This window comes from Nocardioides aurantiacus (assembly GCF_003752505.1).
Taxonomy (GTDB): Bacteria; Actinomycetota; Actinomycetes; order Propionibacteriales; family Nocardioidaceae; genus Marmoricola; species Marmoricola aurantiacus.
On the sequence record NZ_RKHO01000001.1, the window covers coordinates 2,921,034 to 2,940,745 of the forward strand.

The 19,712-nt window shown below is 68.2% G+C and carries 13 protein-coding genes and 3 rRNA genes; 2 read left to right on the forward strand and 14 right to left on the reverse strand.

The features are described from left to right. Positions 1-47: 47 nt before the first annotated feature. Genes hisB through EDD33_RS14260 form a run of 4 tightly spaced genes read right to left on the reverse strand, consistent with a single transcriptional unit; the run spans position 48 to position 4,037 of the window. Positions 48-656, reverse strand: coding sequence for an imidazoleglycerol-phosphate dehydratase HisB (hisB, locus tag EDD33_RS14245; protein WP_123391629.1), 609 nt, complete (start codon positions 654-656; stop codon positions 48-50). Beyond that, on the reverse strand, positions 653-1,807 hold the full coding sequence (locus EDD33_RS14250) for a histidinol-phosphate transaminase (RefSeq protein WP_425463853.1): 1,155 nt from the start codon (positions 1,805-1,807) through the stop codon (positions 653-655). Before EDD33_RS14250 ends, hisB begins: the two co-directional genes overlap by 4 nt. After that, the gene (hisD, locus tag EDD33_RS14255) at positions 1,804-3,108 is read right to left on the reverse strand and encodes a histidinol dehydrogenase (protein ID WP_123391630.1); all 1,305 of its coding nucleotides are present in this window, start codon (positions 3,106-3,108) and stop codon (positions 1,804-1,806) included. The genes EDD33_RS14250 and hisD overlap by 4 nt, the downstream gene beginning before the upstream one ends. 50 nt (positions 3,109-3,158) lie before the next feature. After that, complete coding sequence (locus tag EDD33_RS14260) at positions 3,159-4,037, reverse strand: aldo/keto reductase (protein ID WP_123391632.1); 879 nt, start codon at positions 4,035-4,037, stop codon at positions 3,159-3,161. A 66-nt stretch (positions 4,038-4,103) separates the two neighbouring features. On the opposite strand from EDD33_RS14260, the gene EDD33_RS14265 reads away from it, so the two are divergent. Next, the gene (locus tag EDD33_RS14265; protein ID WP_123391633.1) at positions 4,104-4,769 is read left to right on the forward strand and encodes an LON peptidase substrate-binding domain-containing protein; all 666 of its coding nucleotides are present in this window, start codon (positions 4,104-4,106) and stop codon (positions 4,767-4,769) included. A gap of 4 nt (positions 4,770-4,773) precedes the next feature. Continuing rightward, positions 4,774-5,274, forward strand: a complete 501-nt coding sequence (gene ybaK, locus EDD33_RS14270; protein ID WP_123391634.1) for a Cys-tRNA(Pro) deacylase — start codon at positions 4,774-4,776, stop codon at positions 5,272-5,274. 12 nt (positions 5,275-5,286) lie between these two features. Here ybaK and EDD33_RS14275 read toward each other — a convergent pair whose 3' ends face one another. The 10 genes from EDD33_RS14275 to EDD33_RS14320 form a co-directional block, all read right to left on the reverse strand. Further along, complete coding sequence (locus tag EDD33_RS14275) at positions 5,287-5,835, reverse strand: hypothetical protein (protein ID WP_123391635.1); 549 nt, start codon at positions 5,833-5,835, stop codon at positions 5,287-5,289. An 18-nt stretch (positions 5,836-5,853) separates the two neighbouring features. Continuing rightward, entirely contained in the window at positions 5,854-9,375 is a 3,522-nt protein-coding gene (gene dnaE, locus EDD33_RS14280; protein ID WP_123391636.1) for a DNA polymerase III subunit alpha, read from the reverse strand. Between the two features lie 221 nt (positions 9,376-9,596). Further along, positions 9,597-9,713: ribosomal RNA gene (gene rrf / locus EDD33_RS14285) — 5S ribosomal RNA — on the reverse strand. 92 nt (positions 9,714-9,805) lie between these two features. Then, positions 9,806-12,922: ribosomal RNA gene (locus EDD33_RS14290) — 23S ribosomal RNA — on the reverse strand. 396 nt (positions 12,923-13,318) lie between these two features. Continuing rightward, positions 13,319-14,837: ribosomal RNA gene (locus EDD33_RS14295) — 16S ribosomal RNA — on the reverse strand. Together the 16S, 23S and 5S rRNA genes form the textbook arrangement of a ribosomal RNA operon. Positions 14,838-15,329: 492 nt before the next feature. After that, complete coding sequence (locus EDD33_RS14300; protein ID WP_211332556.1) at positions 15,330-16,613, reverse strand: MFS transporter; 1,284 nt, start codon at positions 16,611-16,613, stop codon at positions 15,330-15,332. Next, positions 16,577-17,344 carry a GNAT family N-acetyltransferase gene (locus EDD33_RS20720; RefSeq protein WP_123391637.1) on the reverse strand — a complete coding sequence of 256 codons (768 nt, stop codon included), beginning with the start codon at positions 17,342-17,344 and terminating at the stop codon, positions 16,577-16,579. Before EDD33_RS20720 ends, EDD33_RS14300 begins: the two co-directional genes overlap by 37 nt. Beyond that, positions 17,331-18,269 (reverse strand): RluA family pseudouridine synthase, encoded by a 939-nt coding sequence (locus EDD33_RS14310; RefSeq protein WP_123391638.1) that lies wholly within the window; start codon positions 18,267-18,269, stop codon positions 17,331-17,333. Before EDD33_RS14310 ends, EDD33_RS20720 begins: the two co-directional genes overlap by 14 nt. After that, positions 18,266-18,874 (reverse strand): signal peptidase II, encoded by a 609-nt coding sequence (gene lspA / locus EDD33_RS14315; protein ID WP_170169834.1) that lies wholly within the window; start codon positions 18,872-18,874, stop codon positions 18,266-18,268. The genes EDD33_RS14310 and lspA overlap by 4 nt, the downstream gene beginning before the upstream one ends. Further along, positions 18,847-19,263, reverse strand: coding sequence for a TraR/DksA family transcriptional regulator (locus tag EDD33_RS14320; protein ID WP_246003525.1), 417 nt, complete (start codon positions 19,261-19,263; stop codon positions 18,847-18,849). The genes lspA and EDD33_RS14320 overlap by 28 nt, the downstream gene beginning before the upstream one ends. Positions 19,264-19,712: the final 449 nt, after the last annotated feature.

Consider the following 19,712-nt stretch of genomic DNA (forward strand, 5'->3'; position numbering starts at 1 on the left):
GCGCGGGGCGCCCGGGGCGGGGGCCGCCGAGGGAGCCTGACCGGCGCTCAGAGCGCGCCCTTGGTCGACGGGACGCCCGTCTCGCGGGGGTCCAGGGCCACGGCGTCGCGCAGCGCCCGGGCGACGGCCTTGAACTGCGCCTCCACGATGTGGTGGGGGTCGCGGCCGCCGAGCACCCGGACGTGCAGGGTGATGCCGGCGTGGTGGGCGAGCGACTCCAGCACGTGGGCGGTCAGCGAGCCGGCGTACGGCACACCGGAGCCGCCGATCAGGGCGTAGACCTGCCCCTCGGGCTCGCCGGAGTGCACGAAGTAGGGGCGGCCGGAGACGTCGACGACGGCCTGCGCCAGCGCCTCGTCGAGCGGGACCAGCGCGTCGCCGTACCGCTTGATCCCCCGCTTGTCGCCGAGCGCCTCGCGCAGCGCGGCACCGATCACGATCGCGGTGTCCTCGATGCTGTGGTGGCCGTCGATGTGGACGTCGCCCTCGGTGCGCACGCTGAGGTCGATCAGCGAGTGGCGGCCGAGGGCGTCGAGCATGTGGTCGTAGAAGCCGACGCCGGTGGCGATGTCGGTGCGGCCGGAGCCGTCGAGGTCGAGCTCGACGACGACCGAGGACTCGTTGGTCCGTCGCTCGATGCGGGCGGTGCGGCTCATCGGCCGCCTCCTTCGGTGGTGGTGTCGAGCGCGGCGGTGAGCGCGCTCCGGAAGGCCTGCATCTCCGCCGGGGTGCCGACGGAGACCCGCAGCCAGCCCTCGGGGCCGGTGACGCGGATCAGCACACCGGCGTCGAGCAGCTGCTGCCACACGTCCTGCCGGTCGGCGAAGCGGCCGAAGAGCACGAAGTTGGCGTCGCTCTCGGCGACCTCCAGCCCCTGCTCGCGCAGCCAGGTCACGGTGCGGTCGCGCTCGGCGCGCAGCTCCTCGACCCGGCCGAGCAGCTCGTCGGCGTGGCGCAGCGCGGCCAGCGCGGTCGCCTGGGTGACTGCAGAGAGGTGGTAGGGCAGCCGGACGACGCGCAGCGCGTCGCACAGCTCGGGTGCGGCGGCGAGGTAGCCCAGCCGGGCCCCGGCCAGCGCGAACGCCTTGCTCATGGTGCGGGTCACGACCAGGTTGCGGTGCGCAGGCAGCAGCTCGAGGGCCGAGGGCGTGCCGGCACGCCGGAACTCGGCGTAGGCCTCGTCGATGACCACGACGCCGGTGTCGCCGACCAGCTCGCACAGCGTGCCGATGACGTCGTGGGGCAGCGCCGTGCCGGTCGGGTTGTTGGGCGAGGGCAGCAGCACGACGCTGGGCCGGTGCTCGGCGATCAACCGCTCGGCCTCGGCGAGGTCGAAGCTGAAGTCGTCGTGCCGGCGACCCGCGACCCAGCCGGTCATGGCGTCCCGGGCGTACTCGGGATACATGCTGTACGTCGGGGCGAAGCTGATCGCCGTCCGGCCGGGCCCGCCGAAGGCCTGCAGCAGCTGCAGCATCACCTCGTTGGACCCGTTGGCGGCCCACACCTGCGCGGGGCCGACCTCGACCCCCGCCTCGGCGCAGAGGTAGGCCGCCAACCCGGCGCGCAGCTCGACGAACTCGCGGTCGGGGTAGCGGTTGAGCGTCGTGGCCGCCCGGGCCACTGACGCGGCGACGTCCTCGACCACGGCGGGCGAGGGCCCGTAGGGGTTCTCGTTGACGTTGAGCTGCACGGGGACGTCGAGCTGCGGGGCGCCGTAGGGCGAGGCCCCGCGCAGCTCCTCGCGCAGCGGCACCCAGGACAGGTCGCCGGGGACGACGGGGGTGCTCGCGGGGGTGGTGGTGCTCACCGGTCGAACCGGACGTCGACGGCGGCGGCGTGGCCGGGGAGGTCCTCGGCGTGGGCCAGCGTCGTGACGTGGCCGGCGACCTCGTCGAGCGCCTCGCGGGAGTACTCCACGAGGTGGATCGCGCGCAGGAACGACCGGACCGAGAGGCCCGAGGAGTGGCAGGCGCAACCGGCGGTCGGCAGCACGTGGTTGGAACCGGCGCAGTAGTCGCCCAGCGAAACCGGCGCCCACGGGCCCACGAACACCGCGCCCGCGTTGCGGACCCGGCGGGCCACCGTCGCGGCGTCGGCGGTCTGGATCTCGGTGTGCTCGGCGGCGTAGGCGTTGACGACCGCGAGGCCCTGCTCGACGTCGTCGACCAGCACGATGCCGGACTGCACACCCGTGAGCGCGGTGCGGACCCGCTCGACGTGGCGCGTGGCGGCCACCTGCTTGTCCAGCTCCGCCTCGACCTCGTCGGCCAGCCGCAGCGAGTCGGTGACCAGCACCGAGGCGGCCATCGGGTCGTGCTCGGCCTGGCTGACCAGGTCGGCGGCGACGTGGCCGGCGTCGGCGGTCTCGTCGGCCAGGACCGCGATCTCGGTCGGTCCGGCCTCGGAGTCGATGCCCACCAGGCCCTTGAGCAGCCGCTTGGCCGAGACGGTGTAGATGTTGCCCGGCCCGGTCACCAGGTCGACGCGGCGGCACGGGCCGGCCCCGTGGGCGAACATCGCGATCGCCTGGGCGCCGCCGACGGCGTACACCTCCTCGATGCCGAGCAGCTCGCAGGCCGCCAGGATCGTGGGGTGCGGCAGCCCACCGAAGTCGGCCTGCGGCGAGCTGGTCAGCGCGATCGAGCCGACCCCGGCCACCTGGGCGGGGACGACGTTCATCAGCACGCTGGAGACCAGCGGGGCCACGCCGCCGGGCACGTAGAGGCCGACGCGGTCGACGGGCACCAGCCGTTGCGTGACGCGGGCACCGGGACCGAGGTCGGTGACGACGTCGGACTCCAGCTCGGCCTCGCAGGTCAGCCGCAGCCGGCGCACGGACTCCTCGAGCCCGGCCCGGATCGCCGGGTCGAGCTCGGCCAGCGCGTCGCGGAGCGCCTGGCGGGGCACGGTGATGTCGGTCTGCTCGACGCGGTCGAACTTCCGGGAGTACTCCCGGATCGCCTCGACCCCGCGGTCGCGGACGTCGTCGCAGATCGGGCGCACCACGTGGACCGCCGCCTCGACGTCGAAGTCGGCGCGGGGCACGAGGGTGCGGTAGTCGGGATCGGTGCCAGCGGCACCGTCCCGCAGGTCGATGCGGCGGATCATGGCTCCATTCTAGGTGCCCGGGACGACGGCGCCGTCCCCGCGCCCACCGCCTAGGCGTCGGCCCCGACGAAGGGCGTGGAGTAGTCGTCGGCACCCAGCCGGTCGAGGGTCGCCTCGGCCTCCCCCGCGGCCAGGTCGCGACGCTGCTGCTCGGCCAGGACGGCCTGCCGCAGCAGCCGGGTCTCTCCCGCCGTCGCGATGCCGGTGACCTCGGGGTGGCCGTCCAGGACCCACGAGATCGCCGCCGTGACCTGCGGCTGCTCGTCGAAGGGCTCGTACCAGGTGGCGTAGCGGCGCTGGGCGTCCGGCCACGGTCGACGGGCGACCGCCTTGATCGTCATCAGGCCGACGTCGTCGGCGCGGACCGCCTCCACCAGGGCGGCGTAGTCCTCGGCGTACCCCGGGACGAGGCAGAGCGTGCGGTTGAGCGGCGTGAGCACGGTGTCGAAGGGGAAGCGGCGCAGCGCCTCGAGGTGCGTGGCCGGGGCCTCGTGGGTGTGGCCGGTGATGCCGATGGCACGCACCAGCCCCTCCTCGCGGGCCCGCACCGCCGCGCGCAGCGACCCGTGCTCGGCGGTGACCAGGTCGAGGTCGGCGAGCTTGCCCACCTCGTGCAGCTGCAGCAGGTCGACGTGATCGGTCCGGAGCCGCTCCAGCGACCGGTTGATCTGCGCCCACGCCTCCTCCTCGCCACGGAGACCGGTCTTGGTGGCGAGGAACACCCGGCCGCGGAGGTCGTCCATCATCGCGCCGAGCCGCAGCTCCGCGTCGCCGTAGGCCGCAGCGACGTCGACGTGGTTGATGCCCGCCGCCAGCGCCTCGGCGACCGAGGCGTCGGCGGTGTCCTGGTCGACCTCGGCGAGCGAGGCCGCCCCGTAGACGAGCACGGACGAGCGGTGCTCGAGCCGGCCCAGGCGTCGGGTCTCCACAGTGCCTCCAGCGGTGTCGGGGTGCGCCTGGCCACGCTAGCGCGGCCGGCGTCGTAGGTTGGCAGGGTGACGTCGGTGCCGCTGTTCCCGCTCAACGCGGTGCTGTTCCCCGGTGTCGCGACGCCGCTGCACATCTTCGAGGAGCGCTACCGCGCCATGGTGCGCGAGCTGCTCGGGATCGAGGAGGTCTTCGACCGCGTCTTCGGCATCGTCGCGATCCGCGAGGGTTACGAGGTCGGCGACCACGGGGCGCAGTCGGTGCACCGGGTCGGCACGCTCGTCCAGCTGACCGAGGCCGAGGCCTACGACGACGGTCGCTTCGACATCGAGGTGATCGGCCGGCAGCGGATGCGGGTCACCGAGCACGACAGCAGCGGCCCGTTCCTGCGCGGGGAGGTCGAGCTGCTCACCGACACCGACGAGCCGGAGGCCGAGGTCGAGGCGGCCCGCACGCTCGCCGCCTTCGAGCGCTACCGCGACCAGCTCTCCGAGCTCCGCGGGGGGCCGGTGCTGACGGGCCAGATGCCCGACGACCCGGCCTACCTCTCCTACGCGCTGGCCACCACCTGCCTGCTCACCCTGCCCCAGCGCCAGGCGCTGCTCGAGGCCGACGGTGCCCGGCAGCGCCTGGGCATGCTGCGCCACACGCTGCACGACGAGATGCGCGCGATGCGGGCGGTCCCGTCGCTGCCCGCGACCGAGGTCGCCCGCACCCGCTGGTCGCCCAACTAGCGCCGTGGCACGCCGACGCGCCGGAGGTACGCCGGCCACCGTCGCCCTCGAGCGGGCGGGGGTCCCGTTCACCAGCCACCCCTACGTCCACGACCCCGCGACCGCCTCCTACGGACTCGAGGCAGCCGAGCAGCTGGGCCTGGACCCGGCCGCGGTGCTCAAGACGCTCGTGGCCGAGGTCGACGGGCGGCTCGTAGTGGCGGTCGTCCCGGTCTCCACGCGGCTGGACCTCAAGGCCCTGGCCGCGGCCGTGGGTGGCAAGCGCGCGGCGCTGGCCGACCCCGCGGCCGCCGAGCGCAGCACCGGCTACGTCGTGGGCGGGATCTCCCCCCTGGGCCAGCGCCACCGGCTGACGACGGTGGTGGACGCGTCCGTCACGGCACTGGCGACCGTCTACGTCAGCGGCGGCAAGCGCGGCCTCGACCTCGGCCTCAGCCCCGCCGACCTGGTCGCGCTGGCCGGGGCCGTCGTGGCGCCGGTGGCGCGGGCCTCGTCGGGCAGCTGAGGGCCCGCGCTGCTAGTCGCGGCGCAGCACGAACAGGTGGAGCAGCGCCCCCAGCGCGGCGGCCGCCGGCCAGACCCAGACCAGACCGGGTGCCTGCAGCGCGAGCTGGAGCGGCGCCTGCGCTCCCTCGGCCCGTCCGTCCAGGACGGTCGCGGGGTCGGCCGGGCCCAGCACCCCGCCGAGCCGCGTCGCGACCTGGGCCGCGAGAGCCGCGCCCAGCACCACGAGCGCCACGCTGAGCAGCGGGTCGCGCCGGCGCCAGGCGAGCAGCACGACGCCGCTGACCAGGCCCAGGACCGCGGCGACGACCGCGAACCACCCGTCGACGGCGACCTGGCCGGCCAGCTCGCGGGCGGTGAGCGCGGGGCCGTCCGGGGTGGCGGTCGCCTGCGGCAGCGGGGTCACCTGCCACCAGACCAGTGCGCCGACGACGCCCGCCGCGAGCGACCACACCAGCACCACGGCGGCGTCGAGGAGGACCTCGCGCGGCGTGGCCGGGTGACCGACGTCGGGCCGGGGCCGGTCGTGGTCGACGGGGGCCCCCGGGTGCACGGTGCTCACCGGGGGATCATCGCAGGCTCACCCCAGGCACCCCGGGCCGAGCAGGTGCTTGAGGTCGCCGTAGAGCGCCGGCGACGCCGAGACGCGCAGCCGGTCGTCGAGGCGCAGCAGCTGGGTCCCACGGCGGCCGACCAGCTTGAGCCGGACCTCGGTGGTGCCGGGATGGGTCCGCAGCACCTCCTTGAGCCGCTCCACGACCGGGGGCGTGCACCGGGTCGCGGGCAGGTTGAGGGTGACGGGGCCGACCCCACGCTCCTCCATCACCGGCGTCGAGACGCTCTTGCCGCGCAGCTCGGGCTGGTCCTTGCTCCGGTCCAGCCGACCCTGCACGGCCACCACGGTGTCCTCGACGAGCAGCGTCGCCGCGAGCTGGTAGTCGCTGGGGAAGAAGAGCACGTCGATCGCCCCCTCGAGGTCCTCGACGGTGACGATGGCCCAGGCGTTGCCGGTCTTGGTGATCTTGCGGGTGACGGCCGTGATCAGCCCGCAGATCGTGGCCGGGGAGTTCTCCCCCCGGTCCTCGTCGGTGAGCAGCTGACCGATGGTGCAGTCGGCCGCCTGCGAGAGCACGTGCTCGAGCCCGGTCAGCGGGTGGTCGGAGACGTAGAGGCCGAGCATCTCCCGCTCGTGGCCCAGCAGCGTCGACTTGTCCCACTCCGGGATGTCGGGCACCGCGACGCTGACCCCGAAGCCACCGTCGTCCTCGTCGAGCCCACCGAACAGGGAGTCCTGCCCGATCGCCTCGTTGCGCTTGATGTCGACGTACTGGTCGACCGCCTGCTCGTGCACGGCGAGCAGCGCCCGCCGCCCGTGCTTCATCTCGTCGTAGGCGCCGGCCTTGACCAGCGACTCCACCAGGCGCTTGTTGCAGACCTGCGCGGGCACCTTGCCCATGAAGTCGGCGAAGTCGGTGAAGCGGCCCTTCTCCCGGCGGGTGGCGATGATCTGCTCGACCACGTTGGCGCCGACGTTGCGCACCGCGGTGAGGCCGAAGCGGATGTCCTCCCCGACCGGGGTGAAGTTGGCCTGCGACTCGTTGACGTCGGGCGGCAGCACCTGGATCTTCATGCGGCGACACTCGTTGAGGTAGATCGCCATCTTGTCCTTGTCGTCCTTGACCGAGGTCAGGAGCGCGGCCATGTACTCGGCCGGGTAGTTGGCCTTGAGGTAGGCCGTCCAGTACGACACCACGCCGTACGCCGCGGAGTGCGCCTTGTTGAAGGCGTAGTCGGAGAACGGCAGCAGGATGTCCCACAGCGTCTTCACGGCCGCCGCGGAGTAGCCCCGCTCCACCATCCCCGCGGAGAAGCCGGCGAACTGCTTGTCCAGCTCCTCCTTCTTCTTCTTGCCCATCGCACGACGCAGGATGTCGGCCTGTCCGAGCGAGTAGCCGGCGAGCTTCTGGGCGATCGCCATCACCTGCTCCTGGTAGACGATCAACCCGTAGGTCTCGCCCAGGACGTCGGCCAGCGGCTCCTCGAGCTCGGGGTGGATCGCCACCACCGGCTCCCGGCCGGTCTTGCGGCGGGCGTACTTGTTGTGCGAGTCCGCCCCCATCGGGCCGGGGCGGTAGAGCGCGCCGACCGCGGAGATGTCCTCGAACACGTCGGGCTGCATGCTGCGCAGCAGTGCCCGCATCGGGCCGCCGTCGAGCTGGAAGACGCCGAGGGTGTCGCCGCGCTGCAGCAGGGCGTACGTCGCCGGGTCGGTCAGCTCGAGGTCCTCGAGCACGACCTTCTCGCCGCGGTTGTTCTCGATGTTGATCAGCGCGTCGTCGAGGACCGTCAGGTTGCGCAACCCGAGGAAGTCCATCTTGATCAGCCCGAGCTTCTCGCACGTCGGGTAGTCGAACTGCGTGATGATCGCGCCGTCGGCCTCGCGCTTGAGCACGGGGATGACGTTCTGGATCGGCTCGCTGGACATGATGACGCCGGCCGCGTGCACGCCCCACTGCCGCTTGAGCCCCTCGATGCCGATCGCGGTGTCCACGACCGTGCGGACGTCCTGGTCGCCCTCGTAGAGCGAGCGGAAGTCGCCGCCCTCGCTGTAGCGCTTGTGGGCGGGGTCGAAGAGCTGCTTGAGCGGGATGTCCTTGCCCATGACCGCGGCGGGCATGGCCTTGGTGACGCGGTCCCCCATGGCGAAGGGGTAGCCGAGGATCCGCGAGGAGTCCTTGACCGCCTGCTTGGCCTTGATGGTGCCGTAGGTGACGATCATCGAGACCCGCTCGCTGCCGTAGCGCTCGGTGACGTAGCGGATCACCTCGCCCCGGCGACGCTCGTCGAAGTCGATGTCGAAGTCGGGCATGGAGACGCGGTCGGGGTTGAGGAACCGCTCGAAGATCAGGCCGTGCACCAGCGGGTCGAGGTCGGTGATCCGCATGGCGTACGCCACCATCGAGCCCGCGCCGGAACCGCGACCGGGCCCGACGCGGATGCCGTTGTCCTTGGCCCAGTTGATGAAGTCGGCCACGACCAGGAAGTAGCCGGGGAAGCCCATCTGGGTGATCACGCCGACCTCGAAGTCGGCCCGCGCCCGGACGTCGTCGGGGATGCCCTGCGGGTAGCGGTAGCGCAGCCCCTTCTCGACCTCCTTGATCATCCAGGAGGTCTCGTCCTCGCCCTCGGGGCACGGGAAGGCCGGCATGTAGTTGGCCGACTCGTTGAACTCCACGTCGCACCGCTGCGCGATCAGCAGGGTGTTGTCGCAGGCCTCGGGGAGGTCGCGCCACAGGTGGCGCATCTCGCCGGGCGACTTGACGTAGTAGCCGTCGCCGTTGAAACGGAACCGCTTGGGGTCGCTCATCGTGCTGCCCGAGGAGACGCACAGCAGGTGCTCGTGGGCACCTGCGTCCTCCTGGCGCACGTAGTGGGAGTCGTTGGTGGCGATCGGCGGGATGCCGAGGTCCCGGGACAGGCGCAGCAGGCCGTCGCGGACGCGCGTCTCGATGTCGAGCCCGTGGTCCATCAGCTCGAGGAAGTAGTTGTCCTTGCCCAGGATGTCCTGGAACTCAGACGCGGCCTGACGGGCGTTGTCGTACTGCCCGATCCGCAGCCAGGTCTGCACCTCGCCCGAGGGGCAACCGGTGGTGCCGATGATGCCCCGGCCGTGCTGTGACAACAGCTCACGGTCGATGCGCGGCTTGTAGAAGAAGCCGTCGATGTAGGCCTGCGAGGACATCCGGAACAGGTTGTGCATGCCCTCGGTCGTCTCGGCGAGGAGCGTCATGTGGGTGTAGGCACCCGAGCCCGAGACGTCGTCGTCGCCACCGTCGTTCCACCGCACCCGCTTGCGCACGTTGCGCGGGGTGTTGGGGGTGGCGTAGGCCTCCATCCCGATGATGGGCTTCACGCCGGCCGCACGGGCCTTGGACCAGAAGTCATAGGCCCCGAACACGTTGCCGTGGTCGGTCATGGCGATGGCATCCATGCCCAGCTCGGCGGTCCGCTCGAACATGTCACCGAGCCGCGCCGCCCCGTCGAGCATCGAGTACTCGGTGTGGTTGTGCAGGTGGACGAAGCCGTCCCGGGGGGAGGACATGGAGCGCGATCAGCCCTTTCGCGGAGTCTCGGCAGGACACCAGCCACCGCCCGGAGCTCACCGGCTCCAGGGGGTGCGGGGGGAAGAGGATCAACCCTACGACAGCATCGCAGCGACCCCTGACAGGGACACAGCCCTGACCGTCGTACGCCGTGCTGCCCGGGGCATGACACAGCTGAGGGCCGCCCCCGGGTGTCGGGGGCGGCCCTCAGTGAAGTGTTGTCCGGCGACGTCCTACTCTCCCACGACCTCCCGGTCGCAGTACCATCGGCGCTGTCAGGCTTGACTTCCGGGTTCGGAATGGGACCGGGTATTTCCCTGACGCTATGGCCGCCGTAACTCTATGGAGTTATCTACACAGTGGACACAAAAACTTCTCGTGTTCCCGTCCGTAACTCGGGAACCACACAGTGGACGCGCAACATCTTTGAGGGACAAGCCCTCGGCCTATTAGTACCGGTCGGCTAGGCATTACTGCTGTACACCTCCGGCCTATCAACCCAGTCGTCTACTGGGGGCCTTACCCGGTTAACCCGGTGGGAAACCTCATCTTGAAACGTGCTTCCCGCTTAGATGCTTTCAGCGGTTATCACTTCCGAACGTAGCCAACCAGCCGTGCTCTTGGCAGAACAACTGGCACACCAGAGGTTCGTCCATCCCGGTCCTCTCGTACTAGGGACAGCCTTTCTCAAGTTTCCTGCGCGCGCGGCGGATAGGGACCGAACTGTCTCACGACGTTCTAAACCCAGCTCGCGTGCCGCTTTAATGGGCGAACAGCCCAACCCTTGGGACCTACTCCAGCCCCAGGATGCGACGAGCCGACATCGAGGTGCCAAACCATCCCGTCGATATGGACTCTTGGGGAAGATCAGCCTGTTATCCCCGGGGTACCTTTTATCCGTTGAGCGACGCCGCTTCCACATGCCAGCGCCGGATCACTAGTTCCGACTTTCGTCCCTGCTCGAGCTGTCACTCTCACAGTCAAGCTCCCTTGTGCACTTACACTCGAAACCTGATTGCCAACCAGGCTGAGGGAACCTTTGAGCGCCTCCGTTACATTTTAGGAGGCAACCGCCCCAGTTAAACTACCCATCAGGCACTGTCCCTGATCCGGATAACGGACCTAGGTTAGATATCTAATACGACCAGAGTGGTATTTCAACGATGACTCCACACCCACTGGCGTGAGCGCTTCACAGTCTCCCACCTATCCTACACAAGTCGAACCAAACACCAATACCAAACTATAGTAAAGGTCCCGGGGTCTTTCCGTCCTGCCGCGCGTAACGAGCATCTTTACTCGTAGTGCAATTTCGCCGAGTCCACGGTTGAGACAGCGCCCAAGTCGTTACTCCATTCGTGCAGGTCGGAACTTACCCGACAAGGAATTTCGCTACCTTAGGATGGTTATAGTTACCACCGCCGTTTACTGGGGCTTAAGTTCTCCGCTTCGACACACGAATGTGTCTAACAGGTCCCCTTAACCTTCCAGCACCGGGCAGGAGTCAGTCCGTATACATCGTCTTACAACTTCGCACGGACCTGTGTTTTTAGTAAACAGTCGCTTGGGCCTGGTCTCTGCGGCCATCACCGCGTCTCACAGCAAGTGTGATAACGGATCCGGCCCCCCTTCTCCCGAAGTTACGGGGGCATTTTGCCGAGTTCCTTAACCATGGTTCACTCGATCGCCTTGGTATTCTCTACCTGATCACCTGAGTCGGTTTGGGGTACGGGCGGCGCACAGCTCGCTAGAGGTTTTTCTCGACAGCATAGGATCATCCACTTCACCCATACGGGCTCCCCATCAGGTCTCAGACTATATGAGAGACGGATTTGCCTATCTCTCGTCCTACACCCTTAGCCAACGACAACCATCGCGTTGGTTGGACTACCTTCCTGCGTCACCCCATCGCTTGACTACTACTGGATCGGGTCATGCGCTCTGCCACCATCGCCCCGAAGGGTCCCGGTGGTTTCGGGCACTTAGCATCACCAGCCTCGTCAGGGGCGCTGTTTTGCCGGTACGGGAATATCAACCCGTTGTCCATCGACTACGCCTGTCGGCCTCGCCTTAGGTCCCGACTTACCCAGGGCAGATTAGCTTGACCCTGGAACCCTTGATCATTCGGCGGAAGAGTTTCTCACTCTTCATTCGCTACTCATGCCTGCATTCTCACTCGTGTGGCATCCACGACTGGTTCACACCGCCGCTTCACTCGCCACACGACGCTCCCCTACCCATCCACACACCTGGACCCACCAAAGTGGGCCTGGATAACGCATGAATGCCATAGCTTCGGCGGATGACTTGAGCCCCGCTACATTGTCGGCGCGGAATCACTTGACCAGTGAGCTATTACGCACTCTTTCAAGGGTGGCTGCTTCTAAGCCAACCTCCTGGTTGTCTGTGCGACTCCACATCCTTTTCCACTTAGTCACCGCTTAGGGGCCTTAGCTGATGGTCTGGGCTGTTTCCCTCTCGACAATGGAGCTTATCCCCCACTGTCTCACTGCCGCGCTCTCACTTCCCGGCATTCGGAGTTTGGTTGATTTCGGTAAGCTTGTGGGCCCCCTAGACCATCCAGTGCTCTACCTCCGGGAAGAAACACGCGACGCTGCACCTAAATGCATTTCGGGGAGAACCAGCTATCACGAAGTTTGATTGGCCTTTCACCCCTATCCACAGGTCATCCCCTCAGTTTTCAACCTAAGTGGGTTCGGTCCTCCACGCGGTCTTACCCGCGCTTCAACCTGCCCATGGATAGATCACTTCGCTTCGGGTCTTGATCGTGCCACTCAAACGCCCTATTAGGACTCGCTTTCGCTACGGCTACCCCACACGGGTTAACCTCGCGACACAACGCAAACTCGCAGGCTCATTCTTCAAAAGGCACGCCGTCACCTGGTCCATAAATGGACTTCAGCTCCGACGGATTGTAGGCACATGGTTTCAGGTACTATTTCACTCCCCGCCAGGGGTACTTTTCACCTTTCCCTCACGGTACTTGTCCGCTATCGGTCACCAAGGAGTATTTAGGCTTAACGGGTGGTCCCGCCAGATTCACACGGAATTTCAGGGGTTCCGTGTTACTTGGGGTAACGCCACAGAGCTGAACGCTTACGTATACGGGGGTATCACCCTCTACGCCGGGACTTTCCAGTCCACTTCCACTTCACGATCAGTTTCTTACTCTGCGCTGGTTCGGCAGAACCAGCCAGGCGGCCCCACAACCCTCAAACCGCAACGCCTGCCGGCTATCACACGACCTGAGTTTGGCCTCATCCGATTTCGCTCGCCACTACTCTCGGAATCACTGTTGTTTTCTCTTCCTACCGGTACTGAGATGTTTCACTTCCCGGTGTTCCCTCACCACACCCTATGTGTTCAGGTGGGCGTAACTGGACATGACTCCAGCTGGGTTTCCCCATTCGGACATCCCCGGATCAACGCTCGGTTGCCAACTTCCCGGGGCTTATCGCAGGCTCCTACGTCCTTCATCGGCTCTTGGTGCCAAGGCATCCACCATGTGCCCTTAGTAGCTTGTCTTGCTACAAAGATGCTCGCGTCCACTGTGTAGTTCTCAAACTGCGGGCGGAACACCTGACAAAACCCCCGCTGACCCCCGCACCAGACCCCCACCAACAGTGGAGACCCAACACACGGGCAGTTCGAGGCATCAGGCGCCGCAAAGGTAACCGAGTCATTCCACTCGATCCCTCAGGACCCAACAGTGTGTCAAGCACTAACCGACGCACACGACCCCAGTTTTTCCACGCCCACCACCAGCGAACCAGTGACGGACAGTACTGACCAGGACCGCGCCTGCGGCCTGCACCAACTAATCGACGTTCCACCAAGCAGCTGACAGACGCGAGACACGAACGGCCCCGAACGACTGCCATGGACACCACCCCTACGGGGCAGCGCCAAGATGCTCCTTAGAAAGGAGGTGATCCAGCCGCACCTTCCGGTACGGCTACCTTGTTACGACTTCGTCCCAATCGCTCGCCCCACCTTCGACAGCTCCCTCCGTAAACGGTTGGGCCACTGGCTTCGGGTGTTGCCAACTTTCGTGACGTGACGGGCGGTGTGTACAAGGCCCGGGAACGTATTCACCGCAGCGTTGCTGATCTGCGATTACTAGCGACTCCGACTTCATGGGGTCGAGTTGCAGACCCCAATCCGAACTGAGACCGGCTTTTTGGGATTCGCTCCACCTTACGGTATCGCAGCCCTTTGTACCGGCCATTGTAGCATGCGTGAAGCCCTAGGCATAAGGGGCATGATGACTTGACGTCATCCCCACCTTCCTCCGAGTTGACCCCGGCAGTCTCTTATGAGTCCCCACCATGACGTGCTGGCAACATAAGACGAGGGTTGCGCTCGTTGCGGGACTTAACCCAACATCTCACGACACGAGCTGACGACAGCCATGCACCACCTGTACACCAGTGTCCAAAGAGACCCCTGTCTCCAGGGGCTTCTGGTGTATGTCAAACCTAGGTAAGGTTCTTCGCGTTGCATCGAATTAATCCGCATGCTCCGCCGCTTGTGCGGGCCCCCGTCAATTCCTTTGAGTTTTAGCCTTGCGGCCGTACTCCCCAGGCGGGGCGCTTAATGCGTTAGCTGCGGCACGGAACTCGTGGAATGAGTCCCACACCTAGCGCCCAACGTTTACGGTGTGGACTACCAGGGTATCTAATCCTGTTCGCTCCCCACACTTTCGCTCCTCAGCGTCAGGTAATGCCCAGAGAACCGCCTTCGCCACCGGTGTTCCTCCTGATATCTGCGCATTTCACCGCTACACCAGGAATTCCGTTCTCCCCTGCATACCTCTAGTCTGCCCGTATCGGAAGCAGGCTCAGGGTTAAGCCCTGAGTTTTCACTCCCGACGCAACAAACCGCCTACGAGCCCTTTACGCCCAATAATTCCGGACAACGCTCGCACCCTACGTATTACCGCGGCTGCTGGCACGTAGTTGGCCGGTGCTTCTTCTGCGCATACCGTCACTTTCGCTTCGTCTGCGCTGAAAGAGGTTTACAACCCGAAGGCCGTCATCCCTCACGCGGCGTTGCTGGATCAGGCTTTCGCCCATTGTCCAATATTCCCCACTGCTGCCTCCCGTAGGAGTCTGGGCCGTGTCTCAGTCCCAGTGTGGCCGGTCACCCTCTCAGGCCGGCTACCCGTCGAAGCCTTGGTGAGCCATTACCTCACCAACAAGCTGATAGGCCGCGAGCTCATCCTGCACCGCCAGAACTTTCCACCCAACGCGATGCCGCGCCAGGTCATATCCGGTATTAGCCACCGTTTCCGGTGGTTATCCCAAAGTGCAGGGCAGATTGCTCACGTGTTACTCACCCGTTCGCCGCTCGTGTACCCCGAAGGGCCTTACCGCTCGACTTGCATGTGTTAAGCACGCCGCCAGCGTTCGTCCTGAGCCAGGATCAAACTCTCCATTGAAAAACAGAAAATCCAAACCCCGGCAAAAAAACGCAACACTGACAAATCAAATTGCCAGAATCATCGTCGTTCTACCAAAGGAACCATCAACCATCCCCCACAACCCCCACAAACGAGAGCCACAGAAAACAGCCGACAGGTAAATTAATTCGTCGACTTTTGACACACTGTTGAGTTCTCAAGAATCAAGCGCGCACCGTGCAGATCGTTTCCGACCGGCTGCGGGGCAACCCGGTAAAACTTACCGGTCCGTGTCCGGCCCGTCAAATCGGGGCCTGAGTGACTTTCCGGCTGCTTCCTCCGACGAGCCAGACCGCGAGTCGTCCGCCCCGAGGGCGTGACGACAAGACCTGGATCCTTTCGGTGGAAGCTGTCTGCCTGGGGGCCGGCCACCCGATCGAATCTGGTGTCCCGCCGCACCCTGGCGACATCCAGAACAGTACACCGGGTCCGGCGCAGATGCACATCGAGGGGCCCTTCGGACGGGGTGCGCTAGCGCACGTCCCGCTCCTGTGCGTGTCGACTTGCCACGACCGGCGCGAGACGTCGTCCCCCAGCGAGGGTCACCACCCCGACCGCCACGCCCGCGAGGGCGACCAGCAGGCCCACCGACACGGCCACGCCGTCCCACCCGGCGCCCGTCCAGGCGGCGCCCACCCAGAGACCGAAGACGCTGGAGCCGGCGTAGTAGGCCATGACGTACGCCGCGCTCGCCCGGACCGCGGCGGGTCCGGCCACCACCGGGGCCCAGCCGCTCGCCACCGCGTGGGCGGCGAAGAACCCCGCCGTCAGCACCACCAGCCCCACGATCACCAGCACCAGGCGGTCCGGCACGGTCATCGCGAGGCCGGTGGCCATCACCAGCACGGCGACGACCAGGACTCGTGGTCGCCCCCACTGGTCGGCCGCCCGGCCCGCCGCGGCCGAGGCCACCGTGCCGGCGAGGTAGGCGAGGAACACCAGGCCGAGCAACGCGGGCGGCAGGTCGAACGGCGGCTCGGAGAGCCGGAACCCCAGGTAGTTGTAGACGGCGACGAAACCGCCCATCAGCCAGAACGGCACGGAGAGCAGCGCGACCAGCGCGAGCCACGGCACCCGGTCGGCCTCCGCACCGTCCCCCCGCGGCCCGGAGCCGGCGGCGGGCTCGACCGAGACGGGAAGGAGTCGCCAGAACGCCGCGGTGGCCAGGGCCGCCCCCAGCGCCAGGGCTCCCACGCCCCACCGCCAGGAGCCCAGGTCGGACACACCGGCGGTGACCAGGCGACCGAGCACCCCGCCCAGGGAGTTGCCGGCGACGTAGAGGCCCATGGCCGACCCCAGCCCGGCCGGGTGCACCTCCGACCCGACGTGCCCCATGGCGACGCCGACCACCAGCGCGAGGGCCAGCCCGGTCAGGACGCGGAGCACGACCAGGCTGGCGAACCCCGGGGCCACGGCCACCAGCGCGGTCAGCAGCACGGAGGCGACCAGCCCCCACCGCATCGTCGGACCACGGCCCCAGCGACGGCCGACCCACGCGGCGGGCAGCACCGCGAGGGCCAGCGCCCCCGTGGTGGCGGAGACGGTGAGGCTCGCGGCGCCGGCGCCGACACCGAAGTCCTCGCCCAGCTGCGGCAGCACGGGTTGGGCGGCGTACAGCATGCCGAAGGCCGCGAGACCCGCCAGGACCATCGCGCCGTTGAGGCGGGCGAACCCGGGGGTGCCCGGGCGGTGCAGGTCGTCGACCCCCGTGGCCGCGCTCACCGCGACGGCGCAGCGCCGGTCCGCTGCTCCCACGCCTCGATGCTCTCGCCGATCACGACGTCCATCACCCGCGCCAGACGCTCGGGCTCCAGTCCGGGGGCGTGCCGGCACATCCGGTCCACGATCTCGGCCTCGCGACCGGCGTCGCGGCCGCGGTGGCCACCGGCACCGCTCGCGGCGTCCTTGTGGTCCTGGACCGCGGCCGTGAGCGCCGTACGCCGCGCCAGCAGCTCGGCCAGCTGGTCGTCGACCTCGTCGATGGCCGCGCGCAGGTGCGCCAACGGCCGATCCCCCGGCCAGACCACCCGGACGTCGGGAGCCCCCTCCTCGGTGGCCGACCCGTCCGTCGTCTCCAGCTCCACCAGCCCGTGGTGGGCGTAGAAGGCACGCGCGGGTCGGTTGGTCGCGAACACCCACAGCCCGAAGCCGTGGGGCCGCTGCGCGCGCGCCAGGTCGAGCAGGGCCGAGCCGACACCACGTCGCTGGTGCGCCGGGTCGACGTAGAGGTCGTCGAGCCAGGTGCGGGTGAGCACCAGGAAGCCGGCGACCGACCCGCCGGTGTCGGCCACCCACACCTCGCGGTCGGGGTCGGAGACGACGGCCCCGAGGTGGGACCGCACCTCGTCCTCGTCGTGCACCGGGAGCGGGAGGTCGGGCGCCGCGGCCCGTCGCGCCGCCAGGAAGACCGAGGTGAGCGCGGCGACCTCGTCAGGCCGCGCGGGGCGCAGGGTCAGGTCGGGCGGGGTCGGCTCACTGGCCGTCACGGACGACCTCGAGCGCGTGCGCCAGGTCCTCGGGGTACGCCGACACGAACTCGACGCGCTCCCTCGTGCCGGGGTGCTCGAAGCCCAGGCGCACCGCGTGCAGCCACTGCCGCTCCAGCCGCAGCCGTCGGGCCAGGGTGGGGTCGGCGCCGTAGGTGAGGTCGCCGACGCACGGGTGCTTCAGCGCCTGCATGTGCACCCGGATCTGGTGGGTGCGTCCGGTCTCGAGGTGCACCTCGAGCAGGCTGGCGAACCGGTGGGCCTCGAGGGTCTCGTAGTGGGTGACGCTCGGCTTGCCGTCGTCACGGACGGCGAACCGCCAGTCGGAGCTGGTGTGGCGCCCGATCGGGGCGTCGACGGTGCCCTGCAGCGGGTCGGGGTGGCCCTGGACCATCGCGTGGTAGACCTTCTCGACCGTGCGCTCCCGGAAGGCGTTCTTGAGCAGGGAGTAGGCACGCTCGCTCTTGGCGATGACCATGACGCCGGAGGTGCCGACGTCGAGTCGCTGCACGATCCCCTGCCGCTCCGAGGCCCCGCTGGTCGCGACCCGGACACCGGCGGCGCGGAGGTGGCCCACGACGGTCGGCCCGGTCCAGCCCATGGAGGGGTGGACCGCGACACCGACGGGCTTGTCGACGACGACGAGGTCCTCGTCCTCGTGGATGACGTGCAGGCCCTCGACGGGCTCCTCGACCACCTCGAGCGGGTCGGTCTCGACCGGGAAGCTGACGTCGAGGCGGGTGCCGGGCAGCAGCCGGTCGGACTTGCTGGCGGGGGCGTCGTCGAGCTGCACCCGCCCGGTGGCGATCAGCTCGGCGGCGCGGGTGCGGGAGACGCCGAAGAGGCGGGCCAGGCCCACGTCGACCCGCTCGCCGGCCAGGGTCTCGGGCACCTCGAGGGTGCGCTCCTCCGAGGAGTCGCTCATCGGGCCGCCTCCGCGGTGGCGTCGTGACGGGTGCCGTCGGGGTTGATGCCGCGGAACAGCAGCAGCACCAGCAGCGCGCCGGCGACGTTGATGCAGATGTCGGCCACGTTGAAGACCGGCCAGTTGGGGAGCGCGAAGAAGTCGACGACGTGGCCCCGCAGCGGGCCGGGTGGACGGAACAGCCGGTCGACGAGGTTGCCGCTCACGCCCGCGAGCAGCAGGCCGAGGGCCAGCGCCCAGGCACGGTGACGGACGCGGCGTACCTGCCAGAGCACGACGACGGTGGCGAGGATCGCGATCACCGAGATCACCGGGGTGATCGAGGCGCCCGCGCTGAACGCGGCGCCGGGGTTGCGGACCAGCACCAGCTGCAGGAACGAGCCGAGCACCTCGACCGGCTCGCGGCCGGTGAGCTCGCGCACGGCCAGCACCTTGGTGACCTGGTCGACGACGAGCCCGGTGACGCCGACCGCGAGGGCCAGCCCGGTCGTCCGCGCGGGACGCCCCGCCGTCGCGGAGGTGGGGTCCGCGCCGACCGTGTCACCGGCCGGCGGGTCCCCAGGACGCCCGGTCGCGCTCAGCGACGCTCCTCGCGCTGCTTGCACGTCAGGCACAGCGTCGCCCGCGGGAAGGCCATCAACCGGTTCTTGCCGATGGCGTTGCCGCAGATCTCGCACTGGCCGTACGTCGCGTCGGCGATCCGCTCGAGCGCGTGCTGGCTCTGCTCGAGCATGTCGCGCGCGTTGTTGACGATCTGACGCTCCTGGTCGCGCTCGAACGAGGCCGAGCCGACGTCGGCCTGGTCGTGGCCCGAGCCCTCGCCGGAGTTCTCGATCATCCCGGCCAGGTCACCCTCGACCTCGGCCAGCTCGCCGGTGAGGCGTCGGACGTCGTCCTGCAGCTGCTCGCGCACCTGCTCCAGCTCCTCCGAGGTCCACGGGCTCTCCTTCTCGAGCACCACGAGGTCCTGGGGAGCAACCACCTTGTCAGCCACGTTGGGCGTCGCCTTTCGCATGAGTCGTACGAGCTGCACGCACCCGGTCGGGCGGTGACACGCAGCGTGTCGTCTGGTTCGTCGGTGCGGCGGCGATCGTCTTCACTGCCGGTGGCGTGCCCCTGGCGCTCCTCGCAGGAGCGGCGCACGTGTGGCGAGAGGATATGTGCCGGGTCCGACGCCTTCAAACCACGGCGTGGTCGCACGGCGTCCACGACCGCGGCTAGAGTTGTGCCACCGCACGGCGTGGACGGGACGAGTACCCCTCTGCACGGCCAGGAGCGAGTCGGGGACGGTGGGAGCCCGGTGGCACGGCAGGGGCGAAGATCACCCCGAGCCGCCGGAAGAAACGGCTCCCAGCACCACCGGGGACCGGAGTAGACCCGGCAGCGGTGGACCCTCCCGGGTCACCCACGAAGTGGGCCGGCACGCACCTGCGCCGGCCAAGG

Excerpts from the sequence above, each read along its gene's own strand:
- hisB (WP_123391629.1), bottom strand. The coding sequence starts at position 656 with ATGAGCCGCACCGCCCGCATCGAGCGACGGACCAACGAGTCCTCGGTC.
- hisD (WP_123391630.1), bottom strand. The coding sequence starts at position 3,108 with ATGATCCGCCGCATCGACCTGCGGGACGGTGCCGCTGGCACCGATCCC.
- dnaE (WP_123391636.1), bottom strand. The coding sequence starts at position 9,375 with ATGTCCTCCCCCCGGGACGGCTTCGTCCACCTGCACAACCACACCGAG.
- EDD33_RS14310 (WP_123391638.1), bottom strand. The coding sequence starts at position 18,269 with ATGAGCGACTCCTCGGAGGAGCGCACCCTCGAGGTGCCCGAGACCCTG.